This window comes from Bacteroidota bacterium, from assembly GCA_039111535.1.
GTDB lineage: Bacteria > Bacteroidota > Rhodothermia > Rhodothermales > JAHQVL01 > JBCCIM01.
Map to the genome: position 1 here is coordinate 1 of JBCCIM010000099.1, position 23,310 is coordinate 23,310.

19 protein-coding genes are annotated in these 23,310 nt (G+C 50.7%); 9 read left to right on the forward strand and 10 right to left on the reverse strand.

The window, feature by feature from the left end; translation table 11 throughout:
• The first annotated feature begins 483 nt into the window (after positions 1-483).
• A complete protein-coding gene (locus tag AAF564_15290) occupies positions 484-1,221 on the forward strand; it encodes a lysophospholipid acyltransferase family protein (protein MEM8486916.1) in 738 nt (245 codons plus the stop codon).
• A gap of 18 nt (positions 1,222-1,239) precedes the next feature.
• On the opposite strand, the gene AAF564_15295 is transcribed toward AAF564_15290, so the two are convergent.
• Positions 1,240-1,989 carry a hypothetical protein gene (locus AAF564_15295; GenBank protein MEM8486917.1) on the reverse strand — a complete coding sequence of 250 codons (750 nt, stop codon included), beginning with the start codon at positions 1,987-1,989 and terminating at the stop codon, positions 1,240-1,242.
• 467 nt (positions 1,990-2,456) lie between these two features.
• Here AAF564_15295 and AAF564_15300 point away from each other — a divergent pair, with 467 nt between their 5' ends.
• The gene (locus AAF564_15300; protein ID MEM8486918.1) at positions 2,457-3,551 is read left to right on the forward strand and encodes a prolyl oligopeptidase family serine peptidase; all 1,095 of its coding nucleotides are present in this window, start codon (positions 2,457-2,459) and stop codon (positions 3,549-3,551) included.
• A gap of 38 nt (positions 3,552-3,589) precedes the next feature.
• Here AAF564_15300 and AAF564_15305 read toward each other — a convergent pair whose 3' ends face one another.
• Complete coding sequence (locus AAF564_15305; protein ID MEM8486919.1) at positions 3,590-4,528, reverse strand: J domain-containing protein; 939 nt, start codon at positions 4,526-4,528, stop codon at positions 3,590-3,592.
• A gap of 120 nt (positions 4,529-4,648) precedes the next feature.
• Between AAF564_15305 and accC the strand changes: the two genes are divergently transcribed.
• Both accC and AAF564_15315 read left to right on the forward strand, forming a co-directional pair.
• Positions 4,649-6,172, forward strand: coding sequence for an acetyl-CoA carboxylase biotin carboxylase subunit (gene accC / locus AAF564_15310; GenBank protein MEM8486920.1), 1,524 nt, complete (start codon positions 4,649-4,651; stop codon positions 6,170-6,172).
• 67 nt (positions 6,173-6,239) lie between these two features.
• Positions 6,240-9,287 (forward strand): T9SS type A sorting domain-containing protein, encoded by a 3,048-nt coding sequence (locus AAF564_15315; GenBank protein MEM8486921.1) that lies wholly within the window; start codon positions 6,240-6,242, stop codon positions 9,285-9,287.
• Positions 9,288-9,670: 383 nt separating this feature from the next.
• Here the strand turns inward: AAF564_15315 and AAF564_15320 are convergent, their stop codons facing one another.
• The 7 genes from AAF564_15320 to AAF564_15350 form a co-directional block, all read right to left on the reverse strand.
• Positions 9,671-10,588 (reverse strand): DUF4249 family protein, encoded by a 918-nt coding sequence (locus AAF564_15320; GenBank protein ID MEM8486922.1) that lies wholly within the window; start codon positions 10,586-10,588, stop codon positions 9,671-9,673.
• Between the two features lie 13 nt (positions 10,589-10,601).
• Positions 10,602-12,899: a TonB-dependent receptor gene (locus tag AAF564_15325; protein MEM8486923.1), complete on the reverse strand. Its 2,298-nt coding sequence runs from the start codon at positions 12,897-12,899 to the stop codon at positions 10,602-10,604.
• Positions 12,900-12,981: 82 nt separating this feature from the next.
• Positions 12,982-13,587, reverse strand: coding sequence for a peroxidase-related enzyme (locus tag AAF564_15330; GenBank protein MEM8486924.1), 606 nt, complete (start codon positions 13,585-13,587; stop codon positions 12,982-12,984).
• Positions 13,588-13,726: 139 nt separating this feature from the next.
• Positions 13,727-14,626 (reverse strand): MBL fold metallo-hydrolase, encoded by a 900-nt coding sequence (locus AAF564_15335; protein MEM8486925.1) that lies wholly within the window; start codon positions 14,624-14,626, stop codon positions 13,727-13,729.
• A gap of 178 nt (positions 14,627-14,804) precedes the next feature.
• Positions 14,805-15,719: a serine hydrolase gene (locus tag AAF564_15340; protein ID MEM8486926.1), complete on the reverse strand. Its 915-nt coding sequence runs from the start codon at positions 15,717-15,719 to the stop codon at positions 14,805-14,807.
• 421 nt (positions 15,720-16,140) lie between these two features.
• Positions 16,141-16,437 (reverse strand): hypothetical protein, encoded by a 297-nt coding sequence (locus AAF564_15345; protein MEM8486927.1) that lies wholly within the window; start codon positions 16,435-16,437, stop codon positions 16,141-16,143.
• A 12-nt stretch (positions 16,438-16,449) separates the two neighbouring features.
• Positions 16,450-18,006 carry a sodium:solute symporter family protein gene (locus AAF564_15350; protein ID MEM8486928.1) on the reverse strand — a complete coding sequence of 519 codons (1,557 nt, stop codon included), beginning with the start codon at positions 18,004-18,006 and terminating at the stop codon, positions 16,450-16,452.
• A 130-nt stretch (positions 18,007-18,136) separates the two neighbouring features.
• On the opposite strand from AAF564_15350, the gene AAF564_15355 reads away from it, so the two are divergent.
• Positions 18,137-18,985, forward strand: coding sequence for an amidohydrolase family protein (locus tag AAF564_15355; GenBank protein MEM8486929.1), 849 nt, complete (start codon positions 18,137-18,139; stop codon positions 18,983-18,985).
• Here the strand turns inward: AAF564_15355 and AAF564_15360 are convergent.
• Positions 18,982-19,455, reverse strand: coding sequence for a hypothetical protein (locus AAF564_15360; GenBank protein MEM8486930.1), 474 nt, complete (start codon positions 19,453-19,455; stop codon positions 18,982-18,984). The genes AAF564_15355 and AAF564_15360 overlap by 4 nt on opposite strands.
• Positions 19,456-19,762: 307 nt before the next feature.
• Between AAF564_15360 and AAF564_15365 the strand changes: the two genes are divergently transcribed.
• From AAF564_15365 to AAF564_15380, 4 genes are all read left to right on the forward strand, one after another.
• Positions 19,763-20,503, forward strand: a complete 741-nt coding sequence (locus AAF564_15365; protein MEM8486931.1) for a hypothetical protein — start codon at positions 19,763-19,765, stop codon at positions 20,501-20,503.
• Positions 20,504-20,528: 25 nt separating this feature from the next.
• On the forward strand, positions 20,529-20,876 hold the full coding sequence (locus tag AAF564_15370; protein MEM8486932.1) for a metalloregulator ArsR/SmtB family transcription factor: 348 nt from the start codon (positions 20,529-20,531) through the stop codon (positions 20,874-20,876).
• A 43-nt stretch (positions 20,877-20,919) separates the two neighbouring features.
• A complete protein-coding gene (locus tag AAF564_15375; GenBank protein ID MEM8486933.1) occupies positions 20,920-22,389 on the forward strand; it encodes a T9SS type A sorting domain-containing protein in 1,470 nt (489 codons plus the stop codon).
• Positions 22,390-22,991: 602 nt separating this feature from the next.
• Positions 22,992-23,310: sigma factor (locus tag AAF564_15380; protein MEM8486934.1), on the forward strand; the 319-nt coding region annotated here is incomplete at its 3' end.

The following is a 23,310-nucleotide window of genomic DNA, read 5'->3' on the forward strand; positions in this document are numbered from 1 at the left end:
ATTCAACTGTATCCAAGAGCAACCAGCTGAGCTTGGAATGTTCCATTTTTCCTGACCTTAAATACCCATCTGTCTCCTATTAATCAATTATCCTTGGGTATGTCATAAACTTGTTGTGCTTTCCTGCATAGCGAACTCGTGGCTTTTTTATGGGCTATCAAGAAGCACTTCTACCGGGTTAGAAGTACTGTGCAATTCGATTTGCTGTGATTGCAAGCACTGTACCAAGCCGAATGCAACGGTGTTTTTAGTCAATTTTAAGCCCAAAAATCGAGCAAAATCCAGGATCTCAGATAAAGACCCACGCCGGGTACCAGCGCGGGAGATGCTGTACGTAGCGCTTGAAAATAGAACCATGCCATTTTCAGCCGTGGTTAGACCAAAGATTTAAAATTGCGCTTTTGGTGTATGGCAGATATCCCGTACATTGCAAATTCGTGTAACGAGCAGTCTGAAGCTTGCCGAGAGAGACCCTGTATTGATATGCTGACCTTTTTGCTGAACATCTTTTACGTCCTCTTTTTTTTAGTGACGTCTACTTTTTTTATCACGGTCGCTTTGGTGATCAAGCTGTTTACTTTTTTGTTTGATAAGCGGCTGGTGTGGGTACATCGGTGGGCCAGTGTTTGGGCTTCTTTCTATCTCTGGTTACTGCCAGGTTGGAAAGTAGAAGCTGCCGGCCGTGACAAAATTGACCCGTCAGCCACGTACGTGGTGGTTTCTAACCATCAGTCGATGGTTGATATCATGCTTGGCTACCGCCTTTTTTTCCATTTCAAATGGGTGGCCAAGGCCGAATTACTGAAGGTGCCCTTCATTGGCTGGAATATGATGCTCAATCGCTATGTGTTTGTGAAGCGTGGTGACCGCAAAAGTATTCTCGACATGATGAAGGAGGCTGAAACGCATTTACGCAGTGGCAGCAGTGTCTACATTTTTCCTGAAGGAACCCGCTCGGAAACAGGTGAGGTGGGCAAGTTCAAGTCGGGGGCCTTCACGTTGGCGAAGCGCGTGGGATTGCCGGTGTTACCGATTGCCCTCTCCGGGAGTGCTTCTACGTTACCGAAGGGCCAGTACTGGTTGGAAGGTCGCCATAACATGAAAGTAGAGGCATTAGATCCAATACCTGCATCTGAGGTTGCTGCATTGTCGACCAAAGAGCTCGCGGACCGCGCGCGTAATGCAATTCTGGAAGCGATGGTGCCGGTAGTAAAGGGGTAGCTACTGAAGGGGAAGGGGCTATTGCGACATGCGGTTGAGCATGCGCTCGGCCAACTGACGATTGCGGTTGTCTTGCGTTGTACGCGCAGGTAGCGTTTGAGCTGCTTTCAGGTGGGTCATTGCTTCTTCGGGTTGACCAACAGCAATGAGAGACAAGGCGAGCTCGAAGCGCGCAATGTGAAGTGTCGGGTCAAGTTCTACAGCCCGCGAGATATACTCCACCGCATTTTCTTTTGTGCCTTTCGGAATTGAACCAAAGATCGCTTGGGCAAAGGTGCGCTCCATCCAGGTTGAACTGGCTACCTCGCGCTTGAATACACCATAAGCAACAAGTAATTCTGCGTGAGTGGAGTCGATTCGGAGTCCATCCAGGCAGTGTTGTTCAATCTCTCGGGCAAAAGCAATCTTTTTTCGTCCGCCCTGGAATAAAGCGAGGTTGCCTTTGGTTAGGGCGAGGTAAAAGTGGGTTCTTACCTGCTGCCCATTGTCAATAAGGAGTAAATCTGCATACTGTACCGCTTCGATGAATAGGCGTTCAGCATCTCCGTTTTGCTGTTCGGCATGCAGGTCGCGGCCCAGGTCGGTCGCGGTGCGTGCAAGCCGGGAGAGCACATCAAAAGAGGTAGAATCAATTGCAAAAGCCTGGCGATAGCTGGCAATGGCAAGCTTGTTGTCAAGCCGGCGATAAAAAACATCACCTTCTGCCAGCAGTGCGTTGACCTTTAGCGAATCCACACTGTGGTGCTCCGCCTGGGCCGGCACACTCATGAATAGTGCAAGGCTTGCAAAAATAACTAATAATATGCGATGCAAATAGCTGTGCATAAGCACGATATGCAGTGGTTGGGATACGCTTGCAGGAACAGATACCAATTTACGAAGCGCGTAACAAAGGAAAACGTAAAACATCTATGGTATTGATGCAACTCTGGCTCACTACTGCATCATGAACCGATAAGGTCCCATAGAATGGCTTATTTTCTGCCAATTTATCCTGTGCGATCATACAAGGTGGTTAGGGAGGGCACCTGACGGGGAATATAAAATAGATTTTGCCCGTTTGCGCAGCCTAAATAGATTAACTTATTGTTATCAACAATACGTCTGCGAAGATGTGTTGGCTAACCCGGTGAGCCAGACTGACTGCGTGTTGCCAATAGAGAAGAATCTTTAGGTCTTGCACATTGTCAGAGGTATACCCCCGCTTTTTTGTGTCTCCAGCTATTTAAATGTTTATGCGTAAGATTTCCAGGTATGCACAGCTTTTTGTTTTAGGATTGATGGTGCTGGTTGCGGGCTGTGACAGTGGCGCTAATGACGTAGAGAGCAGTATTGTTGAAGGAGTAGACCTCGACGAGGTTTTTGCGCCGGCGCAGGCCAGCGAAATTCAAGCTGTGCTCAATGATTGGAGCCAGCGTGATGTTTCAGCGCAAGGTGTGGTTGAGGTTGCTTCAGACACCATAACGTTTACGAACGGAAGCCAGAGTATTTATCGCATTGTCTCGCATCAGGTGGGGGGCAACACGCACTTTGGGGCTATTGTGGTGCCGGCTGGTGCAACACCGGGAAGCCTGCCGGTTGTCGTGTACAACCATGGCGGTGATGAGGGCGAAAACCTTGATGCAACGCTGGGATTGCTGGCATTTGGAGTAAACGAAATTGTTGATCAGTTCGTTTTTGTGGTACCAGCGTTTCGTAGCGAGTCGCTGACACTGGATGGTCAGACCTACCAGGCGGAAGGGACTGAAAGCCCGTGGGATTATGATGTTGATGATGCGCTGGCTTTGCTTAATGTAGCCCTGGAAACAACCTCGGCAATAGATTCTACGCGTATTGCCGCGCTTGGCTTTAGTCGCGGTGGCGGTGTTGCCTTGCTTATGTCAATTCGTGATCCGCGTATTGAACTGGTATCCGAATTTTTTGGCCCAACCGATTTTTTCCTGGCTGATATTCGAGATAGTTTTAGTGAGGCATTGTTAGGGAATCCGCGTGCGTTGCCTGGTTCGACGTATCTGGATGATAATTATATCCAACCGTTGCGCCGGGGCGATATTACTGTAGCTGAAGCGCGTGCTGAACTCGTTCGCCGTTCAGCGGTGCTTTTTGCAGAGCGGTTGCCCAAAGTACAGATCTTGCATGGGGATGCCGATGAGGTTGTTGATGTAGCGCACGCACTGTCGCTCGCTGAAACGTTGCAGGATATGGGCCGGGGTGACGCTGAGCTTTCCTTTATGATATTCCCTGGTGCCGGCCACAACCCGCTGGAAATGCTCGGTAGCTTTGAACTGCTCGTGGATTTTATGGCGCAACTCACACCTGGCGCCGCCTGATTTGGGTAGGCATAGACAACACGCCTGCGGTAACGCTGCTATAGTAACCGCGCGTCTTTCCCCGCTCTTTTCAGGATAGCAATCTGTTCGTCCGTCAGGTCTTCTGGGGTGTGGACTTCCACTTTTACGTACAGGTCGCCTGTCTTTTTGCTTGTTTCTACCCCCTGGCCTTTGAGGCGCAGTTTGGTGCCATGCTGTGTGCCGGGTGGAATTTTAACTTTTATCCTGTTGCCATAGGCATTGATAACATCCCGGCTGATACCCAAAATTGCTTCAAGTGGGTTGATGGTGCAGGTAATGTGCAAGTCATCGCCGCGTCGTCTGTAGTACGCATGCGGTTCTACTTCAAATGTAACGTAGAGATTACCCGTTGTTGTCGCGCCAACCTGGCCTCGGCCTTTGAGTTTGATTTTAAAGCCCGGCCGCACGCCCCGCGGGATTTTAATACGTATAATTTCGCCGTGAGGCAGGGTAAGCTCGGTGCGGCCTCCGCGGAGTGCCTGGGTAAAGTTGAGGCGTACCCGCGTCTCTACGTCAAGGCTAGATCGCCGGCTTTTGGATTTTTCGCCGGGCCTTTTGGGTTCAGGCTCTGAGCCAAATATCCTGTTGATAAACCCTGAGAACCCACCAGAATCACCCCCCATCCCGAATACATCGTCAGGTGGCGGTGTTGGTCCCCTGCGCTCTCTGCGGACATACGTGCCGTCTGGGGCACGGTAAAACTGGTCGCCATTTGCTGACTGGTAGGGTGCAAACGGATCTTTTCTGAACTGATTATATTCTTTCCTGCGTTTCGGATCGGAAAGGATGTCGTAGGCTTCCTGAATAGATTTAAAACGTTCCTCAGCATCCGGCTGATTGGGATTTCTGTCCGGATGATATTTGCGTGCCAGGGCCCGGTAGCTTTTCTTAATTTCTTCCGGGCTCGCCTTCTCGCTTATACCGAGGATTCTGTAATAATTCTTTGGCTTGGCCATCAGGGATAAACTATAGTAAAAGCCTCAACAAACGCTTACTTAATGCGTACCTTTTCGATCCGATGAGAAGCAAAAAAGTTCGCGTTTACGTCTATATCTACCTCAATTGAGATCGGCTGCATGCAGCAAAAAGAAAACCGTACGCCATATCGCCCCCAAAAAATCACGAAGCTCCTGGTTGCCAACCGTGGAGAAATTGCCGTTCGGGTGATGCGGACCTGCAAAGAGCTAGGCATTGAAACCGTAGCCGTATATAGCGAAGCAGATCGAAATGCCCTGCATGTTCAGTTGGCAGATGAAGCTTATTGCATCGGGCCGGCGCCTTCCCGGTCATCGTACCTGTTGGAAGACAAAATACTTGAGGTTGCTTTGGCAGCCCGTGCAAATGCTATTCATCCCGGATACGGGTTCTTGTCTGAAAATGCAGCCTTTTCTCTAGCGTGTAGACGAGAAAAAATCATTTTTGTTGGCCCGCCACCCGATGCTATACGCGCAATGGGGGATAAAACCACAGCGCGGGCCATGATGGAAAAGGCCGCCATTCCGATGGCGCCCGGTACCACAGAGGCGGTTGCCGACGTTGAGGAAGCTGCCCGTATTGCGGTTGATATCGGGTATCCGGTGTTAATCAAGGCTGCTGCCGGCGGTGGGGGCAAAGGGATGCGCCTGGTTGAAGACCCTGCTGATTTTACACAGGCCATGGAAATGGCACAGCGCGAAGCAGAAGCCGCATTTGGTGATGGTCGCGTTTTTCTGGAAAAGTATATTGTTCAACCCCGCCATATTGAATTCCAGGTGCTGGCAGATGAGCATGGCCATTGCATTCATTTGTTCGAACGCGATTGCTCAATCCAGCGCCGGCACCAAAAGGTCATCGAAGAAGCACCGTCCTCTATCCTGACCCGGGAAGTACGTGAGATGATGGGTCAGGCAGCCATCAATGCCGCGCTTGCTTGTGGCTACACCAATGCCGGCACGGTTGAGTTTTTGGTCGATAAAGATCTGAACTTCTATTTCATGGAAATGAATACCCGGTTACAGGTTGAACATCCTGTGACAGAAATGATCACCGGACTCGATTTGGTGGCTGAGCAACTGCGGGTTGCCGAGGGTATGCCGCTTGAGCTTGGACAAGATGATGTGCAAATGCAGGGGCACGCGATAGAATGCCGTGTATATGCGGAAGACCCGGAAAACAATTTCTTGCCCAGTCCGGGCCCACTGACGGTCCATCGTCCGCCGGCCGGCCTTGGCGTTCGGTTGGATGCCGGGGTTGAAGAAGGCGGCGAAATTCCGATCCACTACGATCCGATGATTGCCAAACTGGTTACCTATGCAGGTACGCGAGCAGAAGCGATCTGTAAAATGGCGCGTGCGCTTGATGAGTATGAGGTGGCCGGAGTAAAAACAACCATCCCGTTTTGCGCCTTCGTTATGGGGCACGAGGCCTTTTTGAAGGGAGATGTGTCGACCCATTTTGTAGGCAACTACTTCACGCCAGAAGTGCTGCAGCAATCAACTGAAAACGAGCAACTTGCAGCCGCACTGGCTGCTGCGTGGCATGTACACCAACAAAAGCCCGAAAAGCCGGCTGCTGAACAGGTGGCAATAACAAGCCCCTGGAGGCAGCGGAAAGTGCATTGATGTGAGCGCTTTAAGCTCTATCTTTTATATATCATCAATTCAAAGGAAGAATTAGAACGCGTCTGCAATGCTTCGGCAAGTTAGCATAGGGTTTTTGGTGTGCCTTGCGTTTGCGTGGAGTGGTGTTTCTCGCGCACCCGTTTTCCAAAAAGCAGAAGGTGCACAGATTTCGATTGCGCAGGATTCGCTGGCGCTCGTTGCGTTTTATGAAGAGACGCTTCCTGGTTTTTGGACGCGCGGGCGTAACTGGCTTTCTGGTCCACTTGGTACCTGGTTTGGGGTTACGGTAACAGACGGCCGCGTCACGCGGTTAGAACTGCCCAATAACAATGTTTCTGGAACCCTCACCGCTCGCCTTGGTGACCTCACTGCATTACAGGTACTGGATTTATCTGCCAATTCCATCTATGGCAAAATCCCCGCTTCATTCGACGGGCTTGCGCATCTGGAAACCTTGAACCTCTCAGGTAACTTCTTTACCGAAATGCCGGATAGCGTTGCCGGCATGGCTCAGTTACGCATATTGGATTTGGGACGGAATAATATTTATGACGACTTGCCGGCTGATCTTGCAGCCTTGTCAAGCCTCGAGGTGCTCGATTTAAACCATAATAGCTTGTCCCAAATTCCCAACTTAGATGCTTTACGGACGCTGGGGGTACTTCAGCGACTGGATTTGTCCCACAACAATCTTGCATTTGATGACATTGAGCCCCTGCTTTGGATAGCACCTGAATTCTACTATGATGGGCAGCTTTACAGAAGCACTACGGTAACCGGATTCGAAGGTGAGCCTGTGGCCTTGCAGGGCGAATTTGGAGGACAGTATAATCAGTATCAGTGGTACAGAGGCACAGAGGCGCTGATGGGTGAAACGAGTGATCGATTTGTTATTTCCGATTTTGCGCAGCCTGATGCAGATACCTACATCCTCGAAGTTACAAATAGGCGCGCGACGCGTCTGCGGTTGCGGCATTTTTTTGAAGTTAAATTTGACAGTGCGCGCCGCTTGAAGTGGCTTGATATAGGTGTATATCACCATGTATACAACTATCATGGCGCAATGGAGGAAGGGGAGGGAGGCATGGAGTATCCGGCTATCATGCGAGAATCAGGACATATCCGAACACGAGATTTTTGGATTGGTGTGAAAGACTGGACGGATGCCGCAGGGGAAACGCATCCTTATAAAGTGGTACGGAATGGGCATCGATCAAGACTGAGAAACTCGACACCACTTGTTCATAATCTGATTGGCCGGCACGAAGATACCTTTGTTGAAGTAGATGGCCAGCCTTCGTTTGATAAAGAAGCTGTCCTCGATGCTGTTGACCCAGGCATCCCGGCTGATCGCATGATTCACAATGTGTTTAATACACCTTTGGGGATTACGGTAGATCGGCGTGCTTATGCTTATGCAAACGAGCACCACGATGATTACCACATCATCTCATACCAGTATTGTAATACAGGCAATATAGATCTTGATGATGAAATAGAGCTTCCCGATCAAGAACTGGAAGGTGTTTATTTTTACAGGACGCATAGTTGGCGTGGTAACCGGCGGGCAGCCTGGGCGGGTAGTCCAGGTCAGGTTTGGGGCAAGTACGCCATGCACGATGTGGTGGGAGATGGCAATGCGTTGTATCCCGTAGATTTCACTGCCCAGTATGCCTGGAGTGGTTTTGATCCAGAATATGACGTGCCGCTTCGGGAATTTTCCAGCCTTGGTGCCCCGCTTGTTGCCCGGGTCATGCAGGACCGCACCTTCCTTGATGAGCTCTCCCTGCGTGGCGATACGCTGGGTCGGCTTGGCGACCCTGCTATGGTAGGGCGGATGACGTTGCATGCGGACAACGCTACAACGGACCGGTCTTACGATCCAGCTCTGCAGCCAGCTGAGCTTCGGTGGCTTGACAACGACTGGTTTTCTACGTGGGACAGTGGCCCGGACAGAGAGTTGTACCTCGTGCACATAATGGGTAAATACAGCTTTTCACGAGACTATCCTCATTTTGCCGACACAATAGAACCAACCGGTACCTTTTGGGAGCCTTCAAATGACCCCAGCCAAAGATCGCAGGCCGGCCATGTGTCGACAACGACCTACGGTCCTTATGCAATGCCCTTTGGAAGCTGCATTAATATAGCTGTAGCAGAGGGGGCAGGAGGCCTGAGCCACGATGCAGCGCTTGATGTAGGTCGCGCCTATGTGGCTGCCGGCGCTTCACGCGAAGCTGCTTTGATTCCGTACGATGCCAATGGAGATGGTCAAATTAACACTACCCCATTTGATTACGATAAAGTCTTTGTTGGGACCGAACTGCAGACTAAGAATCAATGGGTAATGTCGGCCCGCGATTCATTGTTTAGTACATTTTACCGTGCACGTGATCTGTACCGATCCAGCGGTGATATGATGCGCTATCCAATTGTCGAACCGCCTCGTGCACCCCTGCGGTTTTCTGTATGGGGAGCGGATGAGGGCGTTGAATTGGAATGGCAAGCAGCAACCGGGGGCGCGCCGGCAAGGGCCTGGGCGCTATATCGTACAGAGGGATGGGTAGATAATTTGTATGTCTCGGGATGTCTCGAAGACCCACGATTGTTGTGTGGCTATGAGCACATTGCAACGATGCCTGCTGCAGCCAGGTCCTACCTGGATACGCTGGTAACAGCAGGCGTGGACTACTATTATTATTTGCAGGCCATTGGAGATCCACAGCCTGTTGATGCGCTTGCCATCACGGGTACACCCAACGGACAACCCCTCCGTAGTGGACGATACTTGACGCAAACATATGATCCTGTTAGCCTTTCTTCAGCGCCGCCGCGCGTGGCTTCCCCACCAGAAACGCTAATGTTACAGCCCAATTACCCCAATCCGTTTATGGGTACAACAAGTATTCAATACGGATTACCATCAGATGGAGCAGTTGAACTGTCTGTTTATGATATGCTGGGCCGAAGGGTGGCTGTGTTGGTGGATGGCTTTCAGCCGGCAGGGCAGTATGAGGTGCAGTTTGATGCTGGCAGACTGGCCAGTGGGGTCTATGTATATCTCTTAGTTGCTGGGGATGCGCGTAAAGAGCACACCATGCTCCTGGTGCAATAACTCCGGAAAAATTGACTTAAAAACAGAACGCGCACCTCGCGGGAATTATCCAACCAATTGCCCCCCGGTAAAATGGTCAGATTATTCCTGCGCAGTGCGCGTTTTGTTTTCGTGATTCAAATATAGCTACCCATTCAAGAATGCAATAGCACCTTTGGCTTAACCGACATGCGCCAAAATGAAGTGGGGTCTGGCTGGTTTTGAATAAATGGCGCGCCGGCTGGTAGGTTTTTTTCTTGCGCCATATGAGATAGCAGCGCGCCCGTAGGGGTAATTATGCAAGATTGGTAATAAATAAAGATACTATACTTTGTGCTAGTATAGGTTTTAAAGTGATAGATATCCTGTTTTGGTGATTTGCAGGAGATGAGAAAAACGCTGTGTCACCCGGTTTCGATTGGGGCGGCACAGTCAAAAAAGCCAGCGCGTACAAGCGACAGGTCACGCGGCAAGAACTGAACTGACTCGATATAGCCAGCCCCAAAGAAGCCAAATCCATTTTCGATATTTGACAGCGAACCGGGCTCGACGAGGAAGTTGGCGTCAAACACGCCCGTCGGGGACTGCCATGCAGCATTGCCAACGTGTACATCCAGGACTACATCATCGATGCATATTAGACCGCCCAACTCATTTTCGTCAAAGTCGGACCTGATTGCCCGGAAGTCATCCCTTAAATCAAGGTCAATTCGTACCGTGTCTCGCACTACTCTGGTGCCAGTTGAATAAGACAACGTCACCGGATTATCAGCCAGTCGGATACGGTCTGAGGTAACGGTGAAGGCGTTGTAGGTGACATCGACGCGGGGCAGCGCTGGCGGTTGGCCTATGACGTTGATGCGCTGGATCAATTCTGAAACGGCATTCGGGTCAGTTGGGATGACCTCGAGTTCAACCGGGGCCGGCACTTGTATGTCGTTGCTGCGGGTTAGTTGGCCATCAGACCGTTCAACTTCGAGCCTGTACGTGTTCAGGTGCTGTACATCAAAAACAGACCAGAAAATGTGTCGGTAATCTCCATTGGGTAACTTGATGACAGAGTCGCGCAATACGTGCCGCTCGCCGCTGTCGAGTTCCAAAATGGACACTTCAGCATCCAGCGGGTTAGGGTCAACCAACTGAAGGATGTCATCAATCAGAAAAACACGCACCGCCTGTGTATCTGCCTGCGGATTGATATTGCCCCAGACCGTGTAGGGAAGCTCCGTTCCGATGAACGGGTTTACGTCGTCATCGCATCCGGTGAGAAGCAAGAGGGCCATCACCAGGACTGACAGCATACGCAGTGATCTTTCAAGCATACGGTGCATGCGATTATAGTTCTACTTTGAGTCCAACGGTGGGGATAATAGGCAACTGGTCTGTTCTGCGCAGGGTAAAAATGTCAAGCGCCAGCAGATTGCGTCTGTTGTAGACATTGATGATGCCGGCTTGCACAGTAAGGTCCAAATTCTCGAACTCAAACTTTCTATCAGCGGAGATGTCGAGGCGATGGTACGTGGGCAAGATACCTCTAAAGGGCAAATCGTAGATAACGCGTCGGTCATCGCGGACTTCAAAAATGTCTTGTACACCATCTAGTAGTACAAACCCGTCAAACCCGACGACGCGGTTGTAGGGCAGGCCGGAGCCGAAATTCCAGCGGGCGCTCAAGTCAAAACCACGAAAGGTGGTACTTGCAAGAATGTTTAGCTGGTGACGCCGGTCGTGGGGAGGGCGGAAATCGAGCCGGTCGGTGCCATACCAGAGCGGGAGCGAGGCTTGTTTGGCTGTGTACCTTACGCCGGAAAGGCCGTAGTTGAGGTAGCCGTAGAAATTCTTCCTGCGAACTTCCACCCGGAGATCCCAGCCCAATGCGCGGCCTGAAGCACGTTGCATGCGGGTCGTGAAACGGGGGAAGGAGGTCCACTCTGCAATGTATACGTTGTCGAAGTTTTTGTAGAAGGCTTCAGTACCAATCTCAATCCATGGTGCCGGGTGGAAGCGGTAGCCGACTACCGCATGAGAGGCACTGGTGATTTCGTCGGAAGGTGCGCTCACCCAGGCAGTAAAAATGTTGGTTGCATCGCGACGGTCCGTAAGGCCGATGACCTCCTGGTGGTACAATCCAAAGGCACCACTGATTTCATGTGGCCCTTTTTCCCAGACAATGCGTGCGCGCGGTTCAACAAACCGGTTGGTTCTGTTTCCGGTAAACATCATGGCAACCAAGCCAACGCGCGCCCTGAGTTGGGCATTGATGTGGACATCGGGCTCGATGTAAAGTCCGATTTTATGCCGCTTACCAATTCCTATCTGTAAATCCTGGTACAGGCCGCCAAGCTCGGTTTCGAGTGCCGGCGCACGGGTGAATATGCCGTACTTCCATTCTGTGCGGCCAATGAAATTGGTGAAGTTTACCGCGTAATTGAAGCTGTTGAAATCTGAAGAACGGACAGGGTCCTCATCGGGGCCCACTTCCGACCGCATCCGGGATACTGAAAACAGTAGTTCACCAAGGAAAGGCTTGGATCCGGAAAGGAACAGATACCGCATCCCGAAAGCCGTGTTGCTCCATCTAATTTCATCGAGCACGCGGTCTACAGACGGTTCACCAAGTTTGCCCCTGTCGTGGGTGTTGATGAAACTGAAAGAAAGCTGGGAGTTCTCTGAAATGTAGGTGTGAAACTTGGCAAACGCATCGCCAAAATTGTACGGGAGGTCTTCAGAAATATAGTTCTGTGCGCCTTGTCTTATCACAGACTGGCGGATAGATCCGAGGATGGAAGTTCGGCCAGAGAAAAGCGGCCCTTCGATGGTTGCTGCGCTCACAAAGGGCGCAATAGAAGCACTGCCCTGGTATTGTTTTTTATTGCCGTTGCGGGTATAGACGTCGATGACTGAAGAAATACGTCCGTTGAACTGGCTGCCAAAGCCGCCGGCATACACATCAGCCCGGTTGATAATATCTGCGGGAAACGCAGAATAGAAACCCAGGATGTGAAAGGGCTGGTGAACATACATGCCGTCAATCAGCGCCATGTTGTGTGAGGGCTCGCCCCCTCGAATAAACACTTGCCCACCCCGGTCACCAACGGCAACCACACCTGGCAATGTTGTAAGGTATGTGGCAAGGTCACCCGATACGTCGGGTGCTGGTACTAGTTCGATGTCTTGCGGACGTACCGATTGCAGGCCGGCTGTCACCCGCGCTGCGCCACCGGGTAACTCGGCTTCAACCATCACTTCGCCGAGTTGGGATTGCCTGGTTTGAAGCTCTACATCCATTGATGTAATGGTGCCAGAGCGCAAAAGCAGGGTATCTCTGTGAATGTCGTAGCCAATGTAGGATACCTGGAAAACGTAGCGTCCAGGTGGCACGCGAGACAGGGCATACACCCCGTCATTGTCCGTTACTGTACCATAAAATCCACCTTCCCCGTTATCGAGTACCACGTTGACGCCTTGCAGCGATTCGCCGTCCTCGGCATCCGTGACAAACCCGCGTATGGTTGCAGATTGCCCCATTGCTTGTTGGTATAGGCCGGCACAGAAGAGCAGCGTCGCCAGGAGTAATGCAGTCCGCCACATCGCGGTAGGTGCATCAGAGGAGTGGAACAGAAAAGCGCGCATGCGGCAAGTGGAAAATGGGAAGAATGGAGTAATATAGACGCTGAACTTGAAGGATACTATGGCAACAAAAATACCCTGCAACTCAGGCGTGTGACCAGTTTTCAGGGTCTGATGAATCACCGGGTGACAGGCCGAGGATATCGTTTTTCAGAGATACGCCAAGCCCGAGCACTGTTCGGTTTGCATAGGCAAAATAGCTTGCTACCTGGTTGATCTCGAGGATCATCCCGTCGTCGTAGCCGGCTTCCCGAAGCGTTTCGATCATCGCAGCTGTTATCGTGTTTGGCGCGGTGGTGAGGGTGACCACATAAGCCAGGACAACCGCTTCAGCTGGGGTAAATGCATCAGCAAATTTCTCTGCTTCCAATGCTGTGCGAATGTTTATGGCACGCGTATCATCGTTTAACAGTTTCCGTAAACCCGCAAAGTGGTGTTCCACGCAATAGGTGCAAGCATTCAAATGACTCACGAGCACCCCGATAGATTCCAGGAACCACTTGCCAAGCGCGTTGCCCTGATGGTGTAGCACATTTTTGTACAACATCATGTGTCCTTGTAGGGTGTGCGGACGCAGGCCGTGTACGAGCAGAATGTTGTCGATGTACCCATCTGGCTTTTTTACACGATCGTATAGCTTGCGGAGGGCTGGCGGTGCATCGTCATATGAAACAGTTTTTATCCAACTCATGGTTTTGCAGGTAGATAAAAGACAATTAGATAAAAGGCAGTGGCAGGGTTTCCCAGGGGCAAAGGGACGATAAAAAATCCCTCCCCCGATCAGTAATACGAGGGAGGGAAATGCTGGATAGGTTAACGTGGTTACCTTGTTACTGTTTAGAAAGATCGTTGTAGAGAATGGTGATGAACCGCTCGCTGTTGATAAAGCCGGTCCCCCAATCGTCATAGCCTTCTGTTGGGTTGGCAGCCATCACTTCTTCAAGCGTTTTGTCTTCTCTTACCATGATGATCACTTTGGCCCTGACTTTCATCAGTACGTCCCGGTATTTTTTGAGATCAGCCGGCTTAGAGAGCGGGCCGTGCCCCGGGATAATTTTGGTTTCGTCGTTGGCAAGTGAGAGGACGCGGTTGGCGCTGGAAATCATGCCGTCAACTGTGCCGCCAGAATCCAGATCGATATAAGGGAAACGGCCGGCGAAAAACGTATCGCCGAGGTGCATCACGTTGGCATTTTTGAAGTGGATAATGGCGTCTCCATCCGTATGTGCCTCTTCAACATGAAACGCGTGCACGGTCTCTCCATTGATATGAAACGTGACATCGCGCGCAAATGTGACAACAGGAAGTGCAGCGCTGGCGTCGGCATTTTCTATGGCTTCTTCGAGTTGGCGGGCATGCATCCGCTCCCGGACATTGTCGTGGGCAACGATGAGTGCGCCGGCTTTGCCGAAGTTTTCGTTGCCGCCTGTGTGGTCACCATGCCAGTGCGTATTCATAACGAACTCGACAGGTTTGTCCGTCAGTTCTGCAATTTTGGCTGTAATCTTTTCGGTAAGCGGAGCAAACTGGTCATCAATAATAAACGTGCCGTCTTCGCCGATGATAACGCCAATGTTGCCGCCGCTGCCGGTAAGCATGTAAATATTATCTGCAACCTGTGTGGCTTCGATTTCTATTGCATCGAAGTTGCGTTGCGCCATGGCAAATTGGGGGGCAACAAGGAGGCTCGCCACGCAGAGCGTCAGTGCCTTGTTAAATAGGTGTTTCATGTTCAATTCTCTTGGGGATGGGTTGAAGGCCTAATGCCAAAGCATGAAAGTGCCGACCTTCAAATTTGGTGTGCCTTCCACGTTAAAGTTAGTTAATTGTCGGTTGTGTTACACTTGATGGGCCTGGAATATGCAAGGGCGGGTGCCGGAATGGAATGGAAAAGTAAGCCGCTATGCGTTAATCAATCGCCGGCGACCAGGGTGAATCGGGTTCAAAATGTTGCCATAGCAGATGGGAGGCATCTCGGAGGAGTACAAAGCCGGCGTTGTCGGCTTCCCAGCTTTGATCTGCCTGGTTTTTGGTGATCACGGTGAATACATAGTCGCCATTGGGCGCATTAACGAGAACCACTTCAGAACGCGACTGATTCACTGCGCCCTGCTTTGAGGCGGCCTGCACGTAAGGTGGAATTTGGGAGAGCGCTTCTTCATTCCAGTAAATACGCGTAAGGGTGCGATACATGGCGTCGCTTGCTTGCGGTGACACTGCGCGTCCTTCGCGTATCATTACAAACAGTTCTGACATTTCCCGGGGCGTGGTTTGTCCCCATCCATAGGTTTCCCAGTCGCTGCGCCGGCCTTCGGTTCGTGAGTTAACACGCGTGCCTTCAAAACCCTCGTTGGCAAGCCAGTTGTTGATGGCTGTGCCCGTGCCGGCAAGGAGCTGGAGCCAGAGGCTGGCGGTGTTGTCGCTGGTGGTGATCATGAGCATGATCACTTTGCTCAACGCAATTTCTTCGCCGTCTTTGAATGATCCAAGGATATCTTCGCCGGCGTAAAGCAAAGAATCGCGGTAGACGATTTTGCCATGAAAGTCCATTTCATCCTGTTCGATCAGGTCGTACGTTTTTAGCAGGATGGGCACTTTGATCATACTTGCCGTAGGGAACAGCTCATCAGCCCGAATAGCGGCAGATTTGCCAGAGGTCAAGTGCCGTACGTAAATCCCAACATCTCCTTCGAAACCATCAATTAGCTGCTCGAGCTTTGCCTGCAATACAGGGTCTTGCGTCTCACGTTGGGCTTGTGAGTCCGCTGGCTGACAACTGCTGGATAGCAGGGTGAATAAGAGCAGGAAAAGTAGATTTTTCATGGCGGTTGGTATCGATCGCCTATTCCTGGACTTGCTTCGAAAAGTGCCGATAGAGCAGCCAGGTAAGGGTAAAGGATACGAGAAAAACAGAGCCGGGTACGACAATGCCTATGATGGAGTATTCCATTGTGTTCGCGGTTTTACCGGGTGATAGAAGGATGGATTATTGGTCTTCGCCGGCCTTTTGGTTTTGCTTCCAGCGGTAGGCTGCCAGTAGCATGCCCAGCATCGAAACAAAATAGGCGATCGACATGCCAATTACGGTTGCTAATCCCTGGTCCATGTTGGTTACCCTGGTTCAAGGTTGAAGGTTGAAGGTTACTGGCAATTGTCAAACTCCCCTCTTGAGAGGGGACAGTCCGACAAAGTCGGACAGGGTGTGTTGCTGAGATTGCAAGTAGAGGACGCTCTTGGAGGCACTCTAATGGCCCCCACGCCAGCGGGCGCTGTCTTCGAGGTCAGAGAGGTATCCTTTCTGTTTTTTCTCGTACTCCTCCGATATAGCGCGTAGCTTGGGGTCGATAATTTTGTGCATGACTACCGTTAGTACAATACCGATTGCTGTGAGGACAAATCCCTCCCACATCAAGAAGCAGGCAAGCGCTACGCCGATTGTGAGCAGCAGGTAGATGAGTGGAGAGAGGATAATTGTGAAGGTATCTTCCTTGGTCCATTCATCTGCTTCAGCGGCAGTCCATTCTTTTCTGAAAAAAGCCATGGTTCGTAAGGTTTAAATAAGTCCGCGTTTTTGTGCTTCCCGTTTTACTGGGCCCCAGAATCCGACAGGTCGCGCCTGTGCGTAATATTTGACCAGATGGTCCATCGGTTCGGGTTTGGTCAGGAACGTAACCGGGAGGTAAACGACGGCGCCAAGCACCATCAGCAACCAGAACTGCTCGTAGTCAGCAAGTTTGGGGATTACGCCGTAGTACGGTAGAATCCAGACCACCAGCCAGCTAAACAGCAGGTTTGCCATCCATGAGGAGAGGTAACCCCAGGCATTGAACCGCCACCAGATGACTTGCAGGATGTTCGGCAGCCAGATGCCGGCAGCCATAATCCATATGGCAAAAATGAGCCACGACGTAATGTCTTCCATCATCAGACCAAAGAAGAACGACCCGAGTAGCAGAATTAAGGTTGAAATACGGCCTACCCAGACCAGTTGACGCTCGCTTGCTTCCGGTTTCCAGTAATGCTGGTAGAGGTCACGTGTTGCGTACAGTGCGCCGAGGTTCAGGTGTGATGAAATGGTTGACAGGTGAATGGCCACAATTGCGGCAAAGAAAAAGCCGAGCATGCCAGCCGGCAGGTAATCGAAGCCAAGCCTGAACCAGCCCATCTCATAATCTTTGACATCGCTGATGTCGGGAAACATGACATAGAAGCCAATAATGGCAACGGCCCAAACCGAATTTCTGACGAGGCCTACGAGGGTACCCCACCAAATGCTGTAGCTGGCATCTCGCACGGTTTTGGATGACTGGATACGCTGCGCTTCCGCATACCAGTCAATGGTTGTACCCATGCCGAAGCCACCCAGTATCGCAATGAAAATCATGGTAAGCACCCAGACCAGCGGTACTTCTTCGGTGAACGCAAACGGATTGAGCCGGCCAGATTCACCCATGGCAGCAAGCTGTTCGACAATACCTGAAGGCCCGCCCGCAGTTTTGATGCCCCAAAAGGACACAATCATGATGACCAGAAAAGCAATGACCCCCTGCTGGAAGTCAGCCATGACGACACCCCAATAGCCGGCAGCCAACACGTAGACAGCACATACTGAGGAGAAAGAAATCAGTCCGATCCAGGTTTCCCAGCCAAACAGGTACTGACAGACAATCCCCATGGCGATGCCTACCCAGCCAAGAATGAACATATTCATGAACACCTGCCAGCCGGCCATCCAGCCGCGCAGCATTTCAGAACCGAGGCCGCTAAACCGCACAACATTAAATTCTGCCTGCGTGTAGGCAAGCGAGCGCCGGAAAATTCGCGTTGATACAAACGCGCTGATTGCCGCCCAGGCAGAGAAAAACGTGTACCAGATCCCTACCATCCCGTGTTTGTAAATTACGCCTGTAATCCACATGGGGGTGTCGGTGGCGGTATGGGTGGCATACACGGAGGATGCGGGAAGCCACCATGGGAGGCCGCGGCCGGCAAGGAAGAAATCGGATTGCGACCTTTTGCCGAGGCGATAAAACAAGACGCCGCTACCAATCATGAGCAGCAAAAAGAGGGCTACCCAAAACCAGTCCAGGAAGGTGAAAACAACGTTCATAGAAGTAGTACTTAGGTCTTCGTAGGTGGGTGCCTGTCCGGTGGATTGCCGCAATTTGCACTATTTTGCCAGGTGGTGTGCTTTTCGCGTACATTTCAGGCAAGTGAGATTTACAAATATTTTGAACCGAATGCAATTTCGACATCCCATATTTGATGCGCACTTCCACATCGGCGCCTATGGCAGGCAGGTGTTTGAAGGGCGGACCATTGAACCCATAGCGCCGGCGCTCGATCACGCGTCTGGTGCAGACTGTGCCGCGTATCTCGAGCGGTATGACTTGGCCGGCGGCATCATTGTGCCTACGTATCTTGAAGACCAGGCAGCAGCGTTTTCGTTTAATGCCCTCGTTGTTGAGGCCATTGAAAAATACCCGGCATTGTACGGCGGTCTTTGGGTATCACCGTTGGTATCACTTGAAGATCATCTTACCTCAGCGCTGGCTTTGTTGCCGCATCCGAAGGTGAGGGCATTAAAAATTGCATCCAATACCTGGACCGATCTGGGAATAAATCCGACGCATTGGCCGCCGGCTGTACGGCGCAATATGGAGCGCATCCTTACCCATGCAGCCGCACATAATCTGATTATCCACTTTCATACGGGCTACCTGCCGGGGGCTGACCCGGCCGACTTTGATGTATTTATGTCGCAGTATGGCAACGCGGCGCGGTATCAATTGGTGCACATGGGCGAGGCCATTGCGCCGGCGTTTCGGTTTGCACCGCTGTTTGTAGAGTGGATAAAATCCGGATACGACGTGTATACCGACACGTCAATTGTACCCGGATTCGCCCCAGAATGGGTGTTGCGGCTGCTGGATCAACATAACCTTGGATTTACACGCGTATTTTTTGCAACGGACAGTCCCTGGGGACGCTTTCCCGCTGAGTATGCAAAAGTAGCCGGGCTTGGTCTTGCTGAGGAAGCCCTCGATGGTATCCTCTATCATAACGCCATAAAGGCATACGGGCTTTAGAAGGGTTGCTCGTCCGGGTTGATAACCATGTCCGGATCCAGATTCTTAAGCGGCTTGATCACAATGCCCGCCGGCGTTGCTGCTTCATTTGGGGCATAGAATATGTGGGGGTCAACGCTCCCGGCGTTTGGGTCAAGTACATTCAGGGGCGTGCTGTTGGTTTCAAGCGTGAGGGCATAGTTGAAGTGGGGCTTATTGTCGCTGTTCTGCGTCTTCCACACAAAAACCATGTCCGGTTGATTTGTAAGATTATTCTTGACGCTCTGTTTGATGTTAGGAAATAATAGGCGAGCCGGTACCTCATTTTGTGTGGCAGGCGTTTTTATATCTGGCAATTGAGCGAGACTGGCACGCTGGTTTGTTTTCAATGTATAGCTGTCAAGGAGGATGTTATTCGTTTGTGCCTGTGCGGAAGAAAAAGAGAGAAGGCACAGGAGGGTACATACGGACAGATAGTATGGATGCTTCATGATGCATACCAGGTTGATCTTGGGTGATTCGGGAAAAGCATTGTATTAATTAGTAACGCACAACAAATCCTGATTCGTATCCTCAACTTGTATGAATCCACAAAACACCTGATAATTAGCAGGTTTATGGGGCAGTAGATATTTGTTCTTAAACGAACATTGATCTAGTTTTAGAGTACGAAAGAGGCTAAATAACTGGCGCATTCGACTTAATTGGTCACATGGCCCAGGTGGAGCAACAGAGCTAACATTCAGGTGCAGCGATTCGGCTCTCGAAGGAAATCGTTTCCGTTCGAAGATCATAATTATGCGCAACGAAATTACACTACTACTTCGGGGATTGGGGGATAAGATTGACCCCCAAATCAGTGCATTTCTTTTGCACGGACTGGAGACGGGTGCGTTTGATTATAGCATCTATACAGAAGTGTATGACGTAAAAATTGTGGTCAATCAGGGCAATGAAGATACCCTGCGCCGCCTGCTCGACAAGTTCAAACTCATCACGCGTACCGACGTCCATCGGGTAATTGAACGCTGTCTTTCGCTTGATATCGAGCCCGTGAAAGAGCTGGAAGAAGAGGAAGAACCAGAGGGCAGCCTGAGTTTCATCAAGCGGACCACACAATTCTTGAACAGACCGCCCAAGGTAGATCCTATTCATCTGGGCCCGTTTGCAAACAAGCGATTGCTCGATTACGGTCCGACAATTGACCGCATCACAGACGGCATTGCATCGAACTGCCAGGGCTTTAGCCGGCTCGAAGCGTTTATTGTGTCCTGGATGATCACAGACACGTTCCTCCACACAGCGGAGAACAAGACGCGGCTGGACAACTTCAAAAGTGCCGGCCGGGTTGAGCGCAAATGCTGGATTACCCAACGCGACGAAAAAGTCCGGCGCTCACATCAGCTTGTAGAAAGACAGGAAGTAAATCTGTACGAGCCTTTCTTAGTAGCGAATGAGAAGTTAGAGTTTCCCGGAGATCCGGAAGCCTCTTTCGAAAATATCCTGCTCTGTCGCTGCTACATGGTGCCTGTCGCCTAAACCCGGTTTTTATTCCACTGACCACATGTCCAAACCAACCAAGGAGTTACTGCCTCCGTTGCTCATTGATCGCGTTGCAAGGCGTTTCAAGCTGCTAAGTGAGCCCGTACGCCTCCAACTGCTCAGTGTGTTGCACAGGGAAAAGGAGTTGACAGTGCAAGAACTGGTTGAAGCGACTGGCCAACACCAGGCAAACGTGAGCAAACACCTCAACCTCATGGCCAAGGAAGGCATCCTGAGCCGAAATAAAGAAGGCCTGTTTGTGTATTACGCCATCAAGGATACCACCATCTCTGGCCTGTGTCTGCTCGTAAGTGGCAGGATTCGGCAGGAAATTGAACAAGAGCAACGCCGGTTGAAGGCATTGTCATAGCGCATTGGTCAGTCATTACAATCGAAGCATCAGTTTTAGTGGAATGCGATTGCTAAACCAGCTCTATAAAACTGTTTTGATGCTCTGTTTGGGGATTTTACCAGTCAGTGTGCACGCACAATCGAATCAACTCGCCGGTACTTGGAGTAATCTGTTTACACAAGAAAATGGGATCAATGGCTCTGTGAATGCCTTGGCTATCGACACGCTGGGAAATATCTATGTTGGTGGTAGCTTTGATTTTGCTGGAGGAGAGCAGGCTGACAACATTGCCGTGTGGAATGGGGCATCATGGCAAGCACTTGGCGCCGGTTTTGATGGTGTGGTATCCGCCTTGTTAATTGATTGGGAGGGTAATCTCTATGCAGGTGGCAGGTTCACTTCGTCAGGACCGGTGGTTTTGAACGGAATTGGAAGATGGGATGGCAATGAATGGAGTCCACTTGGTATTGGGTTTTCGAAGGAACGCGACACCGGTTCTGTAGTCTCTTCTGTTCGAGCACTGGGAGTTGGGCCTAACGGGGAATTGTTTGCGGGTGGAGACTTTACTCATTCTGGAGAAGTTATGTCTCCTGGCATTGCGGTATGGAAAGATGGTCTTTGGTCAGATGTTGGGGGAGGGGTTCAGGGTAGGGGGTGTTTGGACCTCACACTTGACAACGTGAATACGATACATGTGTCTGATTCTGGCTTGGTATACGTCGGTGGAGACTTTCGACAGGCTGGAAATCTTCAGGTTAATGGATTAGCGGAATGGGATGGCGCGAATTGGGGTACAGTTGGTAGCGGAGTTGGAATAAATTCTTGCGAGAATATTTACTCGATTGAGGAATATGAAAACAGTTTGTTTGTAGGAGGAGCTTTTGTTGCAATTGATAGTGTTGTGGTCAATGGCATAGCTGAATGGAACGGCTCTCAGTGGGGAAATTTGGAAGGGGGTATGTCCGGTGATATTTTTGCAGTTCAAGGTCTCTCATCAACTGATGATGGCCTCTATGTTGCTGGCCGATTTGCTCAGGCAGGCACAATCTCGGCTAACAATGTTGCCAAATGGACGTCGACTGAATGGCAGGCTTTGAGTAGTGGCATTGCCTCTCCAGGATTCCTTTACGCAATCAAAGCTGCTGGCCGCGATGTATATGTGGGTGGATTCTTGGTAGAACAAGCCGGCACTCATCCATCATTTGGGGTAGCGCGTTGGACCATTTCCAGTTCGGTACACAATGAGCCCTTGGATGAGTCTAAATACTTGAGGGGTAATTTTGAAATCTATCCGAACCCTATTTTGAGCAACGCTAATATCGAAATTGAGTTGATTGCAGATGCTCAATATAGTGTGGGTATATATGATTTGTTAGGTCGTTTAGTAGAGGTTGTACATGAGGGATATGGCGGAAAGGGGGTGAATTTGTTGAGTTGGGGAACCCGGGGAAATTTACCAGGTGGCGTTTATATCGTTCAGCTGAGAACGGAAGGAAATCGCTACCACAAAGTTGTGTCCATCTTGCCTTAATGAAAGTAGTTTTAGCTGCTGTGTTCAGCGTCGGTTTAAATCGTTTTCTTGATTTGCCGGATTTTAGAGAATCGTAAGTCTTTATAGGAAGAAAACCCTCAAATGACAAAGGGCAAGGTTTCCCTTGCCCTTACTACAGGCGTTCGAAGTCCTGTAGGGGATATATTCCATGCTACCAAACGATAGGTAATTTATCAAGTTTCCTACACCGCTATAGTGTCGTCGCATGGACAATTGCCTTAAAGGGAGTGCGCACAATCTAGCCCAGGACAAGTTGTATGATCTCCCATTTGTGATGCCTAAAATTCGTGCCATCCATCTCAATAGACGTGGCCAAACGAATAACATACCTTCGTTGATGATTTCCTCGTCTTCGTCCGGGAGTTTGTTGAACTTGGCGGCCCTGATATGGATGAAATCTTCCATCATGAGAATGCCAACATACACCATCTTGACGAAGGCTCTCGGGGATTTGCATCATTGAGTTGAGCGCAACGGAAGTGCAGATGACCCTGTAGAGGGACAAAGACACTGCGAAATTCTCGCGTTTCGTTGTCCCTTTCCTGCGGAGCCCGACACATTAAGGATAGAACGCCTGGTTCATGGAAGATCCTGCCATCCTCAGCCGATACCTTGCGACCCGCTCGAGCACTGACTTTGAGCGTCTGGTCGAGGTTCATGGTAGCATGGTCTTTGGGGCCGCCTTGCGTCATACGCGCCATCGAGCCCTGGCAGAAGAGATCACCCAGGAAGTCTTCGTCATTCTCGTCCGCAAAGCCGCCGCGATTCGGGAGCCGCACAAGCTCGGCGCCTGGTTGCATCGCACGACCCTACAGTGTGCGGCGAACGCCAATCGCCGCGAGGCCAGACGTCGACGAATCATGGATGAATACGCTAACGAACTTCCTAAGTCTACCGGCG